Origin of the sequence: Nesterenkonia sp. CL21 (assembly GCF_031705515.1) — a bacterium.
In the GTDB taxonomy this organism is placed as follows: domain Bacteria; phylum Actinomycetota; class Actinomycetes; order Actinomycetales; family Micrococcaceae; genus Nesterenkonia; species Nesterenkonia aethiopica.
This window is the reverse complement of sequence record NZ_JAUTWR010000001.1, coordinates 212,046-226,171: the sequence shown is the minus strand read 5'-3', so window position 1 is coordinate 226,171 and position 14,126 is coordinate 212,046. Positions and strand designations below refer to the sequence as shown.

Genomic DNA, 14,126 nt, shown 5'->3' with positions numbered 1-14,126 from the left:
TCACCCGCCCGACTCCCGCGCCCACTGGGCACGATCGCGGGGCCTGATGCCCCGGCTTCGGAGCTGGCGCGCTTTGCGGTGCGCCTTCACAAGATAATCGATGGACGCCAGGATGTGCATCAGACATCCCGCCGCGAGCACCAGCTCCGCCGTGATGACCAGCACAGTGCCCTCCAGCTGCGGTGTGCGGCCCAGGAGGATCAGCGGCGCACCCACCAGCAGACAGGCGGTGCGGATCTTGCCCAGCACCGAGACGGTCAGCTGCGGGGAGCCGGCGAAGCGCACGGCCGCGTGGACGAACAGCACCAGATCAGGGATCACCACAGCGAGCACCACCCACAGCGGCGCCACCGAGAACACCACCAGCGTGATGGTGACGATCACCAGCGAGAGCCGGTCCGCCAGCGGGTCCAGCCACTGCCCCACTGTGCTGAGCTGGTCGAAGCGCCGCGCGATGTACCCGTCCACCCAGTCGGTGGAACTCAGCACCGCCAACACCCAGAACGCCCCGAGATAGGAGCCGGTGGCGACCAGCCACACGAAGACCGGAAGCAGCAGAAAGCGCACGACCGTGACGACATTCGGAACGGTCCAGAATGTCTCATGCAGGGTGTACTCGAAACCCTCCCGGGTTCCGGCACCGATGAATCTCACAGGGTCCTCTGCTGGTCTCGGCGGGGAACCCCGTCGACGATCGCCGACGGGGACGGGTCGTGTGAAGTTGTGGTCAGAGGCAGCGCGACCGTGTCACGCGAGCTCGAGTCTGCCAGGTCCGTCTCAGCCGAGTCCCGTGCTCAGCGCTTGGTCAGTTCACGCAGGAACACCGCGCCGGCAGCCGCGGAGGCGCCCAGCACCGCCAACGGCTTCCACCGGGCCGCGACGAAGTCTCCTGCCGACGGTCCCTCGTGGTCGGCGCCCGAGCCCTGTGGGGCGTCACCGGCATCGGCGTCGCCCGCGGAGCGGCCGGCGCCGCGCAGCTTCTCCTTCAGGCCGGCCACGCCGCCCTGGGCCTCGGACTTGAGCGACTCCTTGTCGCTGCGCTCACGGATCTCATCATGCAGGGACCCCAGGTGCTCCCGTCGCTGAGCGGTGCGCCGCAGCAGCTCCCGGTAGCTCGGCTTCTTCGGGCTGCCCTCGCCGGGAGTCTTGGCCTGCTGCTTCTTGCGCTCCTGGGCCTCCCGCTTGGCCTCCTCCTTCTTCCGGCGACGCTCGGCATCCTGCCGGTCCAGCGTGCGCGGGTCGAAGCTGCTGCCCTCCTTGGCCACCCCCAGGTCCAGTCGGAGCCCTCGGATCGCGTCCTCGGGCATCAGCGGCATGGCTTTCTTCAGGCGCAGCAGGCCGATGAGCACGAAGACCGCCGCGATCAGCAGGAAGATCCCGGCGACGATCAGGGCGGCCGCCCAGAGCTCGAAGATCAGTCCGAAGGCCGCCACGGCGGCGACGATCAGGGCGACCACCAGGAAGGTCAGAAAGACCAGGCCGACGACCATCAGGGCGGCGGCGATGCCTGCCGCGATGCCCTTGGTCTTCATCTGGCCGATGGCCAGCTGGATCTCGTCATTGATCTGCTTCGGCCCCAGGCGCAGGACGACCTTGATCAGGTCGACGAGCGATGGGCGGGGGGCAGCGGTGCGGGTGTGCCCTGCTCCTTGCTGAGCCAAGACAGCGCCTCCATCCTGAAATGACTGGTCGGACCTGTGGGACTGGCACAGCGGGCTGCGCAGCCTTCCGTGACCAAACTACCACCAACGCCCCTGGTGACCGGGACAGGGCTCCGCCGCCACCATCCCGTGCGCCGAGCGCTGGGCGGCGGGCACTACCATGGAGGCATGCCCGAGCAGCTGGACCTGAACGAGCTCTACGCGAACACCTTCACAGCGGAGGATCGCGCCGCCTTCGAAGCGCAGCCCACGTCCGAGAAGAAGTTCCTCGTCGCATGGGCGTTGGCGCTGTTCCTCGGACCGATGGGCGCCCAGCGCTACTACCTGGGCCGACTCCCCACCGGGGTTCTCAAGACCCTGATGTTCGGCACCGCGATGGTCGGCTTCGCCACGGGCGCGGTCAACCTCGGTTTCATCTTCATGGGCGTGGTGGGCGCTTGGACGATCATCGATCTGTTCCTGCTGCTCAGCGGCACGATGTCCGACCGTCAGGACGTGCGGCTGGACGGCTTCCGCCGTTGGGCCGGTCCCTGCGCCGCCGTGACGGTGCTGTTCCTGGTGGGCCTGCTCATCGCCGCCCTGGTCATCGGCACCAGCTCAGCGGTCAGTGGCTGAGCATCCTTCGTACGCCGACCCCGGTCAGGCCGGGTCGATCTGACCCACCGGGGTCCGCTTCTCCGCCTGGAACTGGTCCTCCACGCGCCCGAAGGCCCAGTAGGCCGAGAGCGACATCCCCCGGCGGGGCAGTCCCCGCTCCTCGACGAGCAGCCGTCTCATCCGCTTCATCTGCTCACGCTCTCCGTGGACGAAGACCTGCACGTCCCCGGCAGGGATCTCCAGGCTCGCCACCGCCTCGACCAGCCGGGTGCTCTCCGGCGTGAACTCGCCGCCGCGATGCAGCCAGCGCACCTCCACCCCGTCCGGCGCAGCCAGCGACACCTGGTCTTCGACGGAGGGCACTTCGAGCACGACGACGCCGCGGGCGTCGGCCTCCAAGGCTTCGACCGCCGCCGCGATGGCCGGCAGGGCGGACTCATCCCCGGCCAGCAGGTGCCAGTCGGCCTCCTCGCGCGGTGCGTAGGCGCCCCCGGGCCCGAAGAAGCTGATCAGCTCCCCCGGGCGGACCTGCTGGGCCCAGCCGCCGGCGAGGCCCTCCTCGCCGTGGGTGACCATGTCGACCCACAGCTGGCCGGCGTCGTGATCGATGTGACGGACCGTGTAGGTGCGGGTCACCGGCATCTGCTCCATCGGCAGACGCTCCCGCAGGGCATCGAGGTCATAGGGCCGATCGAGCCCCAGCGCCGGATGAGCGAAGAGCATCTTGATGTACTGGTCCGTGGCGTCCTTGAACTCGAGGGCTGCGCACCCCTCGCCGCCGAGCACCACACGCACCAGGTGCGGAGACAGCCGCCGCACCTGCTGGACCGTCAGCACATGCTGGACCCGGGGCTTCCGGGCACCGCCGGCGTCGGGTCGCACAGGCGCCGGCTGATCCGGTGCGGACGGTGGGGTCTGAGGAGACATACGGCAGGTCCTTTCCACGGGTTCTGCACCGCGGAGTCTACAGGAAAGGCATGCCTCACCTGCCTGGCCCCGATAACGTCACTCATCCGTAATGGAATCCATGCCCGTCGGGCCGTCGCTCAGAAGACGATGGTCGTCTGGCCGTTGCGGATGACGCGGTCCTCGCAGTGCCACTGCACCGCCCGGGACAGCACTGCACGCTCCACGTCAGCGCCGAAGCGGGTCAGCTGCGCGACGTCGTCCTCATGGGAGACCCGGATGACGTCCTGCTCGATGATGGGCCCCTCGTCCAGGTCCTTGGTCACGTAGTGCGCGGTGGCGCCGATCAGCTTGACCCCGCGCTCCTTCGCCTTGCGGTACGGTCCGGCCCCGATGAAGGCGGGCAGGAAGCTGTGATGGATGTTGATGACCGGGGCGCCCACCTCGCGGAGGAAGTCCTCGGAGATGATCTGCATGTAGCGGGCCAGCACGATGAGGTCCACATTGCCCTTCAGCAGCTCCAGATGCCGGGCCTCGGCCGCTGCCTTGTCACCCTTGTCCACCGGCACGTGGATGTAGGGAATGCCGAAGGGCCGGACGTCGTCGGCGAGGTCCGGGTGGTTGGAGATCACCATGGCGATGTCCATCGGGATCTCCCCCCGGCGGTGCCGCCACAGCAGATCCAGCAGGCAGTGGTCCGCCTTGGAGGCGAAGATCGCCACGCGCTTGGGCGTGCCGGCGTCGGTGAGACTCCACTCCATGTCGAAGCGCGCCGCCAGACGCGTCTGGACCGCCTCCTCGATGCTCGGCCGGGCGGCGGCGAGTCCGGGCAGGTGGAAGACCGTGCGCTGGAAGAAGCGCCCACCCGCGACACCGGTGCTGTACTGGTCCAGCGAGATGATGTTGCCGCCGAGATCGGTGATCACATCCGAGACGGCGGCGACGATCCCCGGCTGGTCCGGGCAGCTGATGATGAGCCGGGCGATGTCGGTCGGCGACGCGTCGACGGAGGTCATGGTCACTCCTGAGGTGAAGGCGGCGGGGCGGTCCGAGGACGACGACGGCGGCGACGCCCCGATGAGGAGCGGCCCGACCGGCGTCGGGGGTCGTGGGAGAGGATAGCAGTCGCTCCGAGGGCGACGGCCTCAGGCTTCCGGCGGTGTCGGCTCCAGTGACACGAACGCCCGCAGCCCTGTCGGCGAGACGTCCCGGACCTCGGTGAACCCCAAGGCCTCGTAGAAGGCCCGCTGCCCGGGCTCGGAGTCGGTGAGCAGGACCCTCTGCCTCACCTGACGCACCGGCGCCAGCACCTCCTCGACCAGGCGTCGCGCGATGCCGCGACGGTGCAGCTCCGGCCGCACCAGCACGTCCTGCAGATAGGCGATCGTCTCACCGTCGCTGAGGATCCGGGCCAGGCCGACCAGGCGGCGTCCTCCGTCGGCTCTGTCGGCTCTGTCGGCTCTGTCGGCTCCGTCGGCTCCGTCGGCTCGAGGAGCCGAATCGGAGGCCCAGGCGGTGGCCACCGCGAAGGAGCCCGCCACCGCTCGATGCAGCCGGGCGGGGTCCCCGGTGTAGGCGGTCCATCCGACGGACCCGTAGAGGTCCTCCAGCTGGGCGGCCTCGGGGACCTCTCCGGCGAGGATCTCCACCTCCGGGTCGGCCATGGGACTCAGACCTCCGTCAGATCGGTCACGGAGGCGGCCAGCCTGTCCACAAGTTCTGGGACCTGATCGTCGACGATCAGCGCCTCCCGCCGGGGACGGGTGAGGAATCCGGCCTCGACCATGTGGTCCACCATGGCCAGCAACGGCTGCCAGAAGCCTCCGACGTCGAAGAGCGCGACCGGCTTGCGGTGGAGGCCCAGATGCTGCCAGGTCCACACCTCGAAGAGCTCCTCCAAGGTGCCGGCGCCGCCCGGCATGGCCAGGAAGCCGTCGCCCAGCTCGGCCATGCGGCGCTTGCGCTCGTGCATGTCGGCGACGACGTCCAGACGCGTCAACCCGGGGTGGGCGACCTCACGGTCCACCAGCCCCTGCGGCATCACGCCGTGGACCTCTCCCCCGGCCCCCAGGGCGGCGTCGGCGAGGACACCCATGAGCCCGACGTTCCCCCCGCCGTAGACCACCGTGATGCCGCGGCGCCCCAGCAGAGCACCCAGACGGCGCACCGCACGGGCGTGGGCCGGGTCATGCCCGTGCCTGGACCCGGTGAAGACGGTCAGGGATCTCACGCCCTGGTCTCCTCGCCCTTCAGCGCCGGGAGGACCTCCTCGGCCAGCAGGGGGGCCAGGTCTTCCGGCATCGGCTCAGCAGCCGGGGAGAGCCAGCGCAGCTCGGCGATCTCGGACGCCGGGGCGGCGTCGACGGCGGCAGGTGCGGCGTCGTGGAGGAAGATCTCTCCGGTGACCAGCCGACCGGGCTCATTGGCCGCTGCGGCGTGGAAGGTCCCCAGCTCCCGCAGATCCTCCGGCCAGAGCTCCACGCTGAGCTCCTCAGCACATTCACGCACCGCGGTCTGCACGGGGGTCTCGCCGGGCTCCGGCTTGCCGCCGGGCAGCATGAACCGGTCGGTGCCACTCTTGCGCACCGTGAGCACTTCGCCGTCCGAGTTGCGGATGACCACCGCACTCACATGGATGGCGTCGGCGGACTCTTCCCGCCCCGGAACGGGCGCCGTCAGCGCCACGTCCGAGAGGGCCGCATGCCTCGGCGGGGAGGCGTCCTGGGGATGTTCAGTGGTCAGCACGGCGTCCATGGTAACCACGGATCATGGCGAGGTCAGGCCTCCTGCCGCCTGCAGACCCGTCGTAGAACGTGATCAGCGGCACGGTGGCAGTCCGCCGCCGCCGCGTGATTCCGCGGGTCTCGACCCTCGGCAGAGGCTCGGCGAACCCCAGCACCCCCGCCCGGCGTGTTGTGATGTGCGCCTCCTCGGCCCGTCCGATTTCCCTCGGCCGAGATTCGACTGCTACACTCTTTCAGTCGCAATCCTCCATAGCTCAACGGCAGAGCACTCGACTGTTAATCGAGGGGTTGCTGGTTCGAATCCAGCTGGGGGAGCTCATCGCATGAGGGCCTCGACTCGCCACGAGTCGAGGCCCTCTGCCATTGCCGCTCGCTGACACCGTCGCCCTCTGCTCTCGTCATCGCCGGCGCCTATCGCCGCCGGGACTCCTCGCATCGCCGGTCAGAGCCGAGCAGCCACCCCATCGCGGATCCGTCGGACGGACACCGTCCCCGGGCAGGCGGTCGCCACCACATCCCCGTGAGGGATGATCTGAGTCTGCGGGTCCAGACCGCGCTCGCGGCATATCCGGGTGCACAGCTCGATGGAGATCTCGTAGGTGTCCTCGCTCGGCGCCCGCTCCGGGTCCGCAGAATGCTCGATGCCGATGCTGCGCCGATTCATCGCCAGGTCCCCCGCATGCCAGGCGGTGTTGATCTCGCTGACGTACTGGTGCAGAGCGCCTTCACCGATGCCGTAGTGCGCGCTGACCCCCGAGCCCGGGTCGGCGAACGTCGCATCCGCCGCGGCCAATGTGCCGACGATGTAATGGATGACGATGCGGTCCACCGACGTGCCCTCGCGTCCCGCCGAGTAGTTCTCCGTATGCTTCCACACCGGCTCCATGGCTCAGTCCCCTCGGCCCAAGGGGCACCCCAGGGCGTTCGCCGGATTGCGGCGCCGCCCGTCCTCGTCATACGCGGTGGGCCGGATCAGCCCCTCAGCGCCCTGACCCGGATCCGTCGAGGAGCTCGCATCGGACGCACGGGCGGGGGCAGCCCCGACGCTGAGCCCGACGGCCGCCGCTCCGGCACCGCTGACGAGGAACAGAGTTCGCCGTGTGAGATCCATGGGGTGCAAGCTACTGGAGCGTTGCGCAGGGATCAAGGGGTCAGGAGGCGGGTCACAACGGATCATCGGGCGCGGAACGTCGCCGGCACGTCCCCGTCGCCGGTCGCCGCGGCCAGGACCAACTCTCCGAGCAGCGGGGCGAACTTCGCCCCATGACCTGAACAGGGCGAGACCACGGTGACCCGCTCATGCCGGTCGATGAGGAAGTCCTCGTCGGCGGTGGTGGTGAACAGACAGGTGGTCTCCGCATACGGGGTCGGTTCCACCCCGGGCAGCCTGTCGGCCACGAACCTGGTCACCCGGGCCCGTCCGGCGTCGTCGATCCTGCCGTCCTGATCCGCGGCAGACCCGATGACCTTGCCGCCGTTGAACTCGGCGACCTTCTGGCCCCTATGGTCGGCGTCGCGCCCGCCGGGCAGCCCATAGACGGTGATGTCACGGTCCCCGTGGATGAACGTGGGCCGGGCGGAGGCCTCCGCCGCTCCCCCGCGGTAGGGGTAGTGGAAGGCCTGCTCCTGCCGGACCGTCAGCCGGCGGTTCGCCGGGAGGAAGCCGGCGGGCAGCGGCAGCTCCCCCAGAAGCCGCGGAAGCCAGCCGCCCGCGCAGACGACCAGATGCTCGGCATCCCAACGGCGCCCGTCCGAGGAGGTCAGCCGGACCCCGGAGGCGGTCTCCTCCACCCGGCTGACCTCCCAGCCGGTCTGCAGCCGCGCACCGGCCCGCTGGGCCATCCGCAGCATGGCGGCCACCGTACGTTCGGCGTCGAGCACCCCTGCCCCGGGGTGCCACAGCACCTCCGAGTCGAAGGCGAACATGGGCCACCGGTCAGCGGCCTCGGCGGCGCCGAGCAGCTCGTGGTCGACTCCGGCCCCGGCGAGCACCTGTGCCAGCTCAGCGGGCCTGCGCGCCTCCCCGTGGTCCACCGCCCCGGTCAGGGTCAGCAGCGGCTCCTCCGCCTCGCGCTCCAGCTCCTGCCAGCCCGCGGCCGCCTGCACCACCAGATCGGCGTAGAACCGGTCCGGATAGGCGTAGCGAAAGATGCGCGCCGATCCGTGGGAGCTGCCCAGAGGCCCGGCGGGCACGTCCCGCTCCAGGACGGCGACCTCGTGCCCGGCCTGCGCCAGGCGCCACGCCGCCGAGGCCCCGGCCAGACCCGCCCCGATCACCACGTGACGGCTCGACTCCCCCATACGTCCCAGCTCCCTTCACCGTCGCCGGCAGACACACACCCCGGTGAGACCGGTGTGCCTCCGGCCGGTCACAGGAACCGGCCCAGGGTGACCACGTCCTGCTCGGTATAGTCCAGACGATCATAGAAGGCATGCACCGCCTGGTTCTCCCGGCGCACCATCAGCATCAGCTTCGGGATGCCCCGGGCACGGAGCCAGTCCTCGGCGGCTCTGACCAGACGCTCACCCAAGCCCTGACCCCGCAGATCATCACGGACGGCCAGATAATAGATCCATCCCCTGTGCCCGTCGTGGCCGACCATGACGGTGCCGCGCAGCCGACCTCCGCTCGCCCCGTCAGAGGCCCTCGACGTCGGCAGGCACAGCACTGTGGACTCTTTGCCCTCGAGGGCGCGACGGCAGTCCCCCTCCGGGTCGTTCCACGGTCGGGTCAGACCCGCCTCATGCCACAGCGCAACCGCGTCCGGCACGGCGTCGGTCGGGAGCTCGACGACGTCTCCGGGAGCCGCTCCCGCCGGCTGACCGGTCACCGGTGCACCGGCCGGATGGAGAGCTCCTCCACCATCGAGGCCTCCGGCATGTCCACCGCCAGTCGAACGGTGTCCGCCACGGACTGCGGGGCGATGTAGATGCTGCCGTCATAGTCCGTGTTGCCCATCTGGGTCTGCAGGTCACGTTGCATGTCCGTGTCCACCCTGCCCGGATGGATCGAGGTCACGCGCACCGTGCCGCGCTCTTCGTCACGCAGCGCGTCGGTCAGCGCCCGCAGGGCGAACTTGCTGCCGGAGTAGATCCCTCCCCCGGCCCGGGACGAATAGCCCGCGCCGGAGTTGATGGCGATGACCTGGCCGCGGGCCACCCGCAGGGCCGGCAGAGTCAGACGGGTGAGCTCCGCCACGGCGAACACGTTGACCTCGAACACGTGCCGCCACAGCTCCGACGTTGCCGCGCCGACCTCTCCGGAGTCGGCGACGCCGGCGGAGTGGACCAGCACGTCGAGGCGCTCGAGCCCGGCCGCCTCGACGGCGGCGGCCACCGCGGCGGAGTCGGTCAGATCCACCGCGAAGCCAGAGGCGCTCGGCAGCGCGGCGACCACGGCCCCGACACGATCGGGCGTCGTCCCGCCGACCAGCACGTGATGGGTGCGGCCGAGGTCCTCGGCGATGGCCCGGCCGATGCCGCGCGTCGCGCCGGTCACCAGCGCCAGGGGACGTTCAGTGGCTGCTGCAGTCGATGTGCTCATGGGCCTCAGCCTATCGAGCTGGACTGACCCGTGCTCACGGCATGTCAGGCGCGGGCGGCGCCGTGGTCGGCCGGGTCCGTGCCGTCGGAGACGCCGCGGCTCGAGTCGGAGGCCGCCCCGGGCCCGCGCGAGGCCCCGCGACGCACGATCTGCATGATCACCGCGAGGCCCATGGCGGCCAGCCCGGGCATGGAGACCAGCAGATCGGGATAGATCAGCGCCAGGCCGCCGCCGACGAGCAGGAACCGTTCGGGCAGCGTGCCGCGCACCACCAGATGCCCGGCCAGCCCCGAGGAGACTCCGACCATGCCCACGATCACCGTGCTCAGGGCGATCACCAACTCCTGCCAGGAGCCCTCCAGCAGCAGCGCCGGCTGGAGGATGAACACATACGGGATGAGGAATCCCGCGATGGCTATTCGCAGCGCCGAGACGCCCGCCGCCATCGGATTGGCGTTGGCGATGCCCGCACCCGCATAGGCGGCGAGACACACCGGTGGCGTGATATCGGCGAGGATGCCGAAGAAGAACACGAACAGGTGGGCGGCGATCAGCGGGACGTCGAAGTTGTTGTAGAGGATGGGTGCGGCCACCGTCGCGGTGACCACGTAGTTCGCCGTGGTGGGCAGCCCCATGCCGAGCACGATGCAGGCCACCATGACCATCACCAGGACCAGCAGGAAGCTGCCTCCGGCGATGTCCACCAGGCCCCGCCCCAGCTGCCCTCCCAGCCCGGTGGCGGTCACCGTGCCGGCCACGATGCCAGCAGTGGCACAGGCCGCGATCACCGGCAGGGCCGTGCGCGCACCGGCCACCAGCAGCTCCACCATGCCCCGCGGCCCCAGCCGTGTGGAGGAGCGCAGGAAGCTCAGCACGAACGCGGTGGCGATGCCCAGCAGGGCCGCCCGCATCGGCGACATCCCCGAGAGCAGCGTGCCGATGATGACCGCCAGAGGCAGCAGCAGGTCCGCCCGGGTGATCAGCGACCGCAGCGAGGGCAGCTCATCGATCGGCAGTCCCTTGATGTGGTTGCGCTTCGCCTCGAAGTGGATGGAGAGGAACGCGCCCAGGAAGTACAGCAGGGCCGGGATCACGGCGATGACGATCAGGTCGTTGTACTCCACGTCCGGCACGTTCTGCGCCATGATGAACGCCGCGGCGCCCATGATCGGCGGCATCATCTGTCCACCGGTGGAGGCCGTGGCCTCCGTGGCGGCCGCCACATGAGGCTTGAACCCGGCCTTCTTCATGATCGGGATCGTGAAGGACCCCGACGCCACGGTGTTGGCCACCGAGGAGCCGGAGACCATCCCCTGCAGCCCCGAGGCCGCGATGGCCGCCTTCGCCGGTCCGCCGGTGAACCGTCCGGCCGCGCGGAAGGCCAGGTCGTTGAAGAACTGACCGATGTTGGTGCGCAGCAGCACCACGGCGAAGAACAGGAACAGGAAGATGAAGTTCGAGGACACCTGGATCGGCGTGCCGAAGACCCCCTGACCGGTGGACAGGAACGTGCTGGTGGCGAAGTTCTCCACGGACATGCCCCGATGCGGGAACAGCGGGCTGTGGTTGCCGAAGATCGCATAGACCATCGCCAAGGTCGCGATGATGACGATCGGCAGGCCCACGCAGCGCCGCGTGGCCTCCAGCACCAACAGGATGCCGGCGACGGCGACGACGTGGTCCAGGTCCGAGTAGCCCAGGATCTGCACGGCGTTGCCGGTCAGGCGCTCATACTCGACGAAGATGTACAGGTTGCAGTACACGCCGGCCGCGGCCAGCAGTGCGTCGTACCACGGCACTCCGCGGCCCCGCCCGAGCAGCGTGTCCTTCCAGAGCACCCCGGTGGCGGGGCGGTCCAGCAGACGCCTGCTCGCCGGGTACAGCAGGAAGATCAGCGACGTCGCCCCCGCGAGATGGAGGGAGCCGTGCATCCAGTTGTTGAACGGTCGCTCCAGCGCCGCGTACAGGTGGTAGAGGGTGAAGACGACCGAGATGGCCCCCACGAGCCAACCCCACCAGCCCAGGTCCGTGCGGAACCGGCTGGAGGTGTCGTGCTCGCGGAGGACCTTCTCGGCCTTCGCCTCTGCGGCAGGATCGACCTGCCCACCTGCCGGGAGGGCGTCCCGACCAGGTGCGTCGCTCACGGCAGGTCGATGCCCTGCTCGTCGTAGTACCGCTCAGCACCGGGGTGCAGCGGCACGTCACCGATGCCCAGCAGGGCCTCCTCCATGTCGATCGACTCCCCGACATCCAGGGTGATCTCGTCCGCGTGCTCGAAGATCGCCGCGGTGATCTCGTAGCCGAGGTCCTCGCTGACCTGGGTCGTGGAGGCGGCCAGGGCGGCGAACACCGACACGGTCGCGACATCCTCGTCGAGGAAGTCGTAGGCCTCGGCGGAGATGTCATACGGCTCCGCACCGGAGTCGCCGGAGATCTCGTCGGCGATCGCGTCGTCGAGGCCCAGCAGATCCACATCCGTCGACGCGGCCAGCTGCGTCAGCCCTGCCACCGGGGTGCCGACGACGAAGATCGAGGCGTCGATCTGGTTGTCGGCCAGCATCTCGGTGGAGGCCCCGAAGTCGGTGACCTCCGGGGTGTAGTCCCCTTCCTCCAGCCCGTGGGCCGCGAGGATGGCGTCGGAGATCGCGCGCGTGCCGGAGCCGGCGTCGCCGACGGCGATGGTGGCGCCCTCCAGGTCATCGACCGAGTCGAAGCCCGAGTCCGCCCGCACCACGATGTGGGCGGCCTCCGGGTAGAGGTTGGCGATCCAGCCGATGTTGTTCAGCTCGACGCCGTCGAGGTCGTCCAGCTGACCGTTGACGCCGTCGTTGGCGGTGTCGTTCTGCGTCAGGCCGAGCTGCCACTCCTCCTGGAACATCTGGCCCAGATTCTCGCCTGAGCCCCCGGACTCGACATAGTTCACCGAGTCAGCGCTGGTGTTGGCCTCGAAGATGTCCGAGAGCTCACCGCCCAGCGGGTAGTAGGTCCCTGCGGTGCCCCCGGTGCCGAAGGTGAGATCGGTGACGAAGTCCTCCTCGCCGCCGACCTCCACGTCCTCACCGTTTCCCTCAGCGTCGTCGCCGCAGGCGGACAGGGCGACCATGGCTGCGGCCGCTGTGACAGCGGCGGCAGTGCGTCGGATCCTCATGGGGTGTCCTCCTCATTCACGTGTGCGAGCAGGTCAGAACGGGGGTCCCCCTTCTGACCTCGTCCAGTAAGGCTATGCGGACACAGCGCTCTGCAGGAGGATGGGAGGCCCTGGTTACGGAATCGTTACCTCCGCCACATCGGCCCCGACGGGATCGTCACCGTGCCAGGTCAGACGGATCGGCGCTGTCGGCCCGGCCGACACGCCCCAGACATCCCGGTCCCCAGAGCAGCCGGCGACTGGGTCCTCAGAGCAGCCAGCGGCGCATCGACGCCAGGCACGCCCGCAGATCTCCGGCCGTGACGTGCTCGTCGTCGGTGTGGGCCAGCAGCGCGTCGCCCGGGCCGAAGTTCACCGCCGGCACGCCCAGCGCGGAGAACCGGGCCACGTCCGTCCATCCGTACTTCGGCTTGGGCTCCCCGTCGACGGCGGCCAGGAAGGCCTCCGCGGCGGGATGCTCCAGGCCCGGCCGGGCCCCGGGAGAGGAGTCGGTGACCTCGATGAGCTCCTCGTCCACGCCGGCGGCGCGCAGCACCTCACGGACGTGGTCGTGGGCCTGCGCCTCGGTCTTGTCCGGGGCGAAGCGGTAGTTGATCTCCACGGTGCAGGCGTCCGGGATGACATTGCCGGCGATGCCGCCGGTGATCGAGACCGCGTTGAGGCCCTCCCGATACGCCAGGCCGTCGACGTCGACTGTGCGCGGCTCATACGCCTCCAACGCGGCGAGCACCGGCGCGGCGGCGTGGATCGCGTTGCGACCCTTCCACGCGCGGCCCGAGTGCGCGGCGACCCCCGGCACGGTGACACGCAGCCGGCACGTGCCATTGCAGCCGCCCTCCACGGCACCGTGGGTCGGCTCCAGGAGCACCGCGAAGTCAGCCTCCAGCAGCTCCGGAGTGCTCCGCAGCACCCGCCCCAGGCCGGATTTGGCGGCCTCGACCTCCTCGTGGTCGTAGAAGACCCAGGTGACGTCGCATGCCAAGCTCTGTGCGGCCGTCATCGTCCGCAGCCGGTCCGCGACGTCGGCGGCCAACGCCAGCTGGACGGCCACCCCGCCCTTCATGTCGGTGGCTCCGCGACCGTAGAGGACGTCGCCGTCGGGGCGCTCGCCGTCATCGGCGGATGCGTCCGCACCGTCTGCGGCGACCCACTGCGGCGGGACCGTCCCGCGGAAGCCCGGGGTGCCACGGGTCTCCGGGTCGCTGGGCAGCGGCACCGTGTCCAGGTGCCCGGCCAGCACCACCCGCTGGTCCGCGCCGGTGTCGGTGCGGGCGATCACCGTGTCGCCGTCCCGGTGCACCCGCAGGCCGCCCAGGCCCAGCAGGGCAGACTCCACCGCATCGGCCAACCGGGTCTCGTTCCCGGAGACCGACTCGCAGGCGATCACCTGTTCGGTCAGCTGGGTGATCTCTGCGGTGAGGTCCAGCATCAGCGGAGCGGCGGGGGCGGAGGCACCGCCGGGAGCAGAGTCGGAGGACGTGGCGGAGGAGGTGCCGGAGGTTCTGTCAGCGGAGGTCTCATCGACG

The 14,126-nt window shown here is 69.9% G+C and carries 16 protein-coding genes and 1 tRNA gene; 2 read left to right on the top strand and 15 right to left on the bottom strand.

What is annotated here, in order from left to right; all coding sequences use genetic code 11:
- Both Q7C18_RS00970 and Q7C18_RS00965 read right to left on the bottom strand, forming a co-directional pair.
- Complete coding sequence (locus Q7C18_RS00970) at positions 1 to 654, bottom strand: CDP-alcohol phosphatidyltransferase family protein (RefSeq protein ID WP_311023649.1); 654 nt, start codon at positions 652 to 654, stop codon at positions 1 to 3.
- A gap of 140 nt (positions 655 to 794) precedes the next feature.
- On the bottom strand, positions 795 to 1,661 hold the full coding sequence (locus tag Q7C18_RS00965; RefSeq protein ID WP_311023648.1) for a phage holin family protein: 867 nt from the start codon (positions 1,659 to 1,661) through the stop codon (positions 795 to 797).
- 168 nt (positions 1,662 to 1,829) lie between these two features.
- Here Q7C18_RS00965 and Q7C18_RS00960 point away from each other — a divergent pair, with 168 nt between their 5' ends.
- Positions 1,830 to 2,276, top strand: coding sequence for a TM2 domain-containing protein (locus Q7C18_RS00960; protein ID WP_311023647.1), 447 nt, complete (start codon positions 1,830 to 1,832; stop codon positions 2,274 to 2,276).
- Positions 2,277 to 2,300: 24 nt separating this feature from the next.
- On the opposite strand, the gene Q7C18_RS00955 is transcribed toward Q7C18_RS00960, so the two are convergent.
- The 5 genes from Q7C18_RS00955 to Q7C18_RS00935 form a co-directional block, all read right to left on the bottom strand.
- A complete protein-coding gene (locus Q7C18_RS00955; protein WP_311023645.1) occupies positions 2,301 to 3,185 on the bottom strand; it encodes a siderophore-interacting protein in 885 nt (294 codons plus the stop codon).
- Positions 3,186 to 3,304: 119 nt separating this feature from the next.
- Positions 3,305 to 4,180 (bottom strand): formyltetrahydrofolate deformylase, encoded by an 876-nt coding sequence (gene purU / locus Q7C18_RS00950; protein WP_070159315.1) that lies wholly within the window; start codon positions 4,178 to 4,180, stop codon positions 3,305 to 3,307.
- 129 nt (positions 4,181 to 4,309) lie between these two features.
- Positions 4,310 to 4,828, bottom strand: coding sequence for a GNAT family N-acetyltransferase (locus Q7C18_RS00945; protein ID WP_311023643.1), 519 nt, complete (start codon positions 4,826 to 4,828; stop codon positions 4,310 to 4,312).
- 5 nt (positions 4,829 to 4,833) lie between these two features.
- Complete coding sequence (locus Q7C18_RS00940) at positions 4,834 to 5,394, bottom strand: TIGR00730 family Rossman fold protein (RefSeq protein ID WP_311023641.1); 561 nt, start codon at positions 5,392 to 5,394, stop codon at positions 4,834 to 4,836.
- On the bottom strand, positions 5,391 to 5,918 hold the full coding sequence (locus Q7C18_RS00935; protein ID WP_311024418.1) for an NUDIX domain-containing protein: 528 nt from the start codon (positions 5,916 to 5,918) through the stop codon (positions 5,391 to 5,393). The genes Q7C18_RS00940 and Q7C18_RS00935 overlap by 4 nt, the downstream gene beginning before the upstream one ends.
- 233 nt (positions 5,919 to 6,151) lie before the next feature.
- Between Q7C18_RS00935 and Q7C18_RS00930 the strand changes: the two genes are divergently transcribed.
- Positions 6,152 to 6,223, top strand: a tRNA-Asn gene (locus Q7C18_RS00930).
- Positions 6,224 to 6,350: 127 nt separating this feature from the next.
- Here Q7C18_RS00930 and Q7C18_RS00925 read toward each other — a convergent pair.
- From Q7C18_RS00925 to dapE, 8 genes are all read right to left on the bottom strand, one after another.
- A complete protein-coding gene (locus Q7C18_RS00925; protein ID WP_311023639.1) occupies positions 6,351 to 6,785 on the bottom strand; it encodes a peptidoglycan recognition family protein in 435 nt (144 codons plus the stop codon).
- 12 nt (positions 6,786 to 6,797) lie between these two features.
- Positions 6,798 to 7,019, bottom strand: a complete 222-nt coding sequence (locus Q7C18_RS00920) for a hypothetical protein (RefSeq protein ID WP_170922570.1) — start codon at positions 7,017 to 7,019, stop codon at positions 6,798 to 6,800.
- A 62-nt stretch (positions 7,020 to 7,081) separates the two neighbouring features.
- Entirely contained in the window at positions 7,082 to 8,209 is a 1,128-nt protein-coding gene (locus Q7C18_RS00915) for an FAD-dependent oxidoreductase (RefSeq protein ID WP_311023637.1), read from the bottom strand.
- 68 nt (positions 8,210 to 8,277) lie between these two features.
- Complete coding sequence (locus tag Q7C18_RS00910; protein ID WP_311023636.1) at positions 8,278 to 8,739, bottom strand: GNAT family acetyltransferase; 462 nt, start codon at positions 8,737 to 8,739, stop codon at positions 8,278 to 8,280.
- Positions 8,736 to 9,452, bottom strand: coding sequence for an SDR family oxidoreductase (locus tag Q7C18_RS00905; protein WP_311023634.1), 717 nt, complete (start codon positions 9,450 to 9,452; stop codon positions 8,736 to 8,738). The genes Q7C18_RS00910 and Q7C18_RS00905 overlap by 4 nt, the downstream gene beginning before the upstream one ends.
- Before the next feature lie 44 nt (positions 9,453 to 9,496).
- Positions 9,497 to 11,596, bottom strand: a complete 2,100-nt coding sequence (locus Q7C18_RS00900; RefSeq protein WP_311023631.1) for a TRAP transporter permease — start codon at positions 11,594 to 11,596, stop codon at positions 9,497 to 9,499.
- Complete coding sequence (locus tag Q7C18_RS00895; protein WP_070159302.1) at positions 11,593 to 12,600, bottom strand: TAXI family TRAP transporter solute-binding subunit; 1,008 nt, start codon at positions 12,598 to 12,600, stop codon at positions 11,593 to 11,595. Before Q7C18_RS00895 ends, Q7C18_RS00900 begins: the two co-directional genes overlap by 4 nt.
- A gap of 247 nt (positions 12,601 to 12,847) precedes the next feature.
- Positions 12,848 to 14,029 carry a succinyl-diaminopimelate desuccinylase gene (gene dapE / locus Q7C18_RS00890; RefSeq protein ID WP_311024417.1) on the bottom strand — a complete coding sequence of 394 codons (1,182 nt, stop codon included), beginning with the start codon at positions 14,027 to 14,029 and terminating at the stop codon, positions 12,848 to 12,850.
- Positions 14,030 to 14,126: the final 97 nt, after the last annotated feature.

Bases quoted from the DNA above. Each gene is read 5' to 3' on its own strand.
- Q7C18_RS00960 (WP_311023647.1), top strand. From the start codon at position 1,830: ATGCCCGAGCAGCTGGACCTGAACGAGCTCTACGCGAACACCTTCACA.
- Q7C18_RS00955 (WP_311023645.1), bottom strand. From the start codon at position 3,185: ATGTCTCCTCAGACCCCACCGTCCGCACCGGATCAGCCGGCGCCTGTG.
- purU (WP_070159315.1), bottom strand. From the start codon at position 4,180: ATGACCTCCGTCGACGCGTCGCCGACCGACATCGCCCGGCTCATCATC.
- Q7C18_RS00945 (WP_311023643.1), bottom strand. From the start codon at position 4,828: ATGGCCGACCCGGAGGTGGAGATCCTCGCCGGAGAGGTCCCCGAGGCC.
- Q7C18_RS00935 (WP_311024418.1), bottom strand. From the start codon at position 5,918: ATGGACGCCGTGCTGACCACTGAACATCCCCAGGACGCCTCCCCGCCG.
- Q7C18_RS00920 (WP_170922570.1), bottom strand. From the start codon at position 7,019: ATGGATCTCACACGGCGAACTCTGTTCCTCGTCAGCGGTGCCGGAGCG.
- Q7C18_RS00915 (WP_311023637.1), bottom strand. From the start codon at position 8,209: ATGGGGGAGTCGAGCCGTCACGTGGTGATCGGGGCGGGTCTGGCCGGG.
- Q7C18_RS00905 (WP_311023634.1), bottom strand. From the start codon at position 9,452: ATGAGCACATCGACTGCAGCAGCCACTGAACGTCCCCTGGCGCTGGTG.
- Q7C18_RS00895 (WP_070159302.1), bottom strand. From the start codon at position 12,600: ATGAGGATCCGACGCACTGCCGCCGCTGTCACAGCGGCCGCAGCCATG.
- dapE (WP_311024417.1), bottom strand. From the start codon at position 14,029: ATGCTGGACCTCACCGCAGAGATCACCCAGCTGACCGAACAGGTGATC.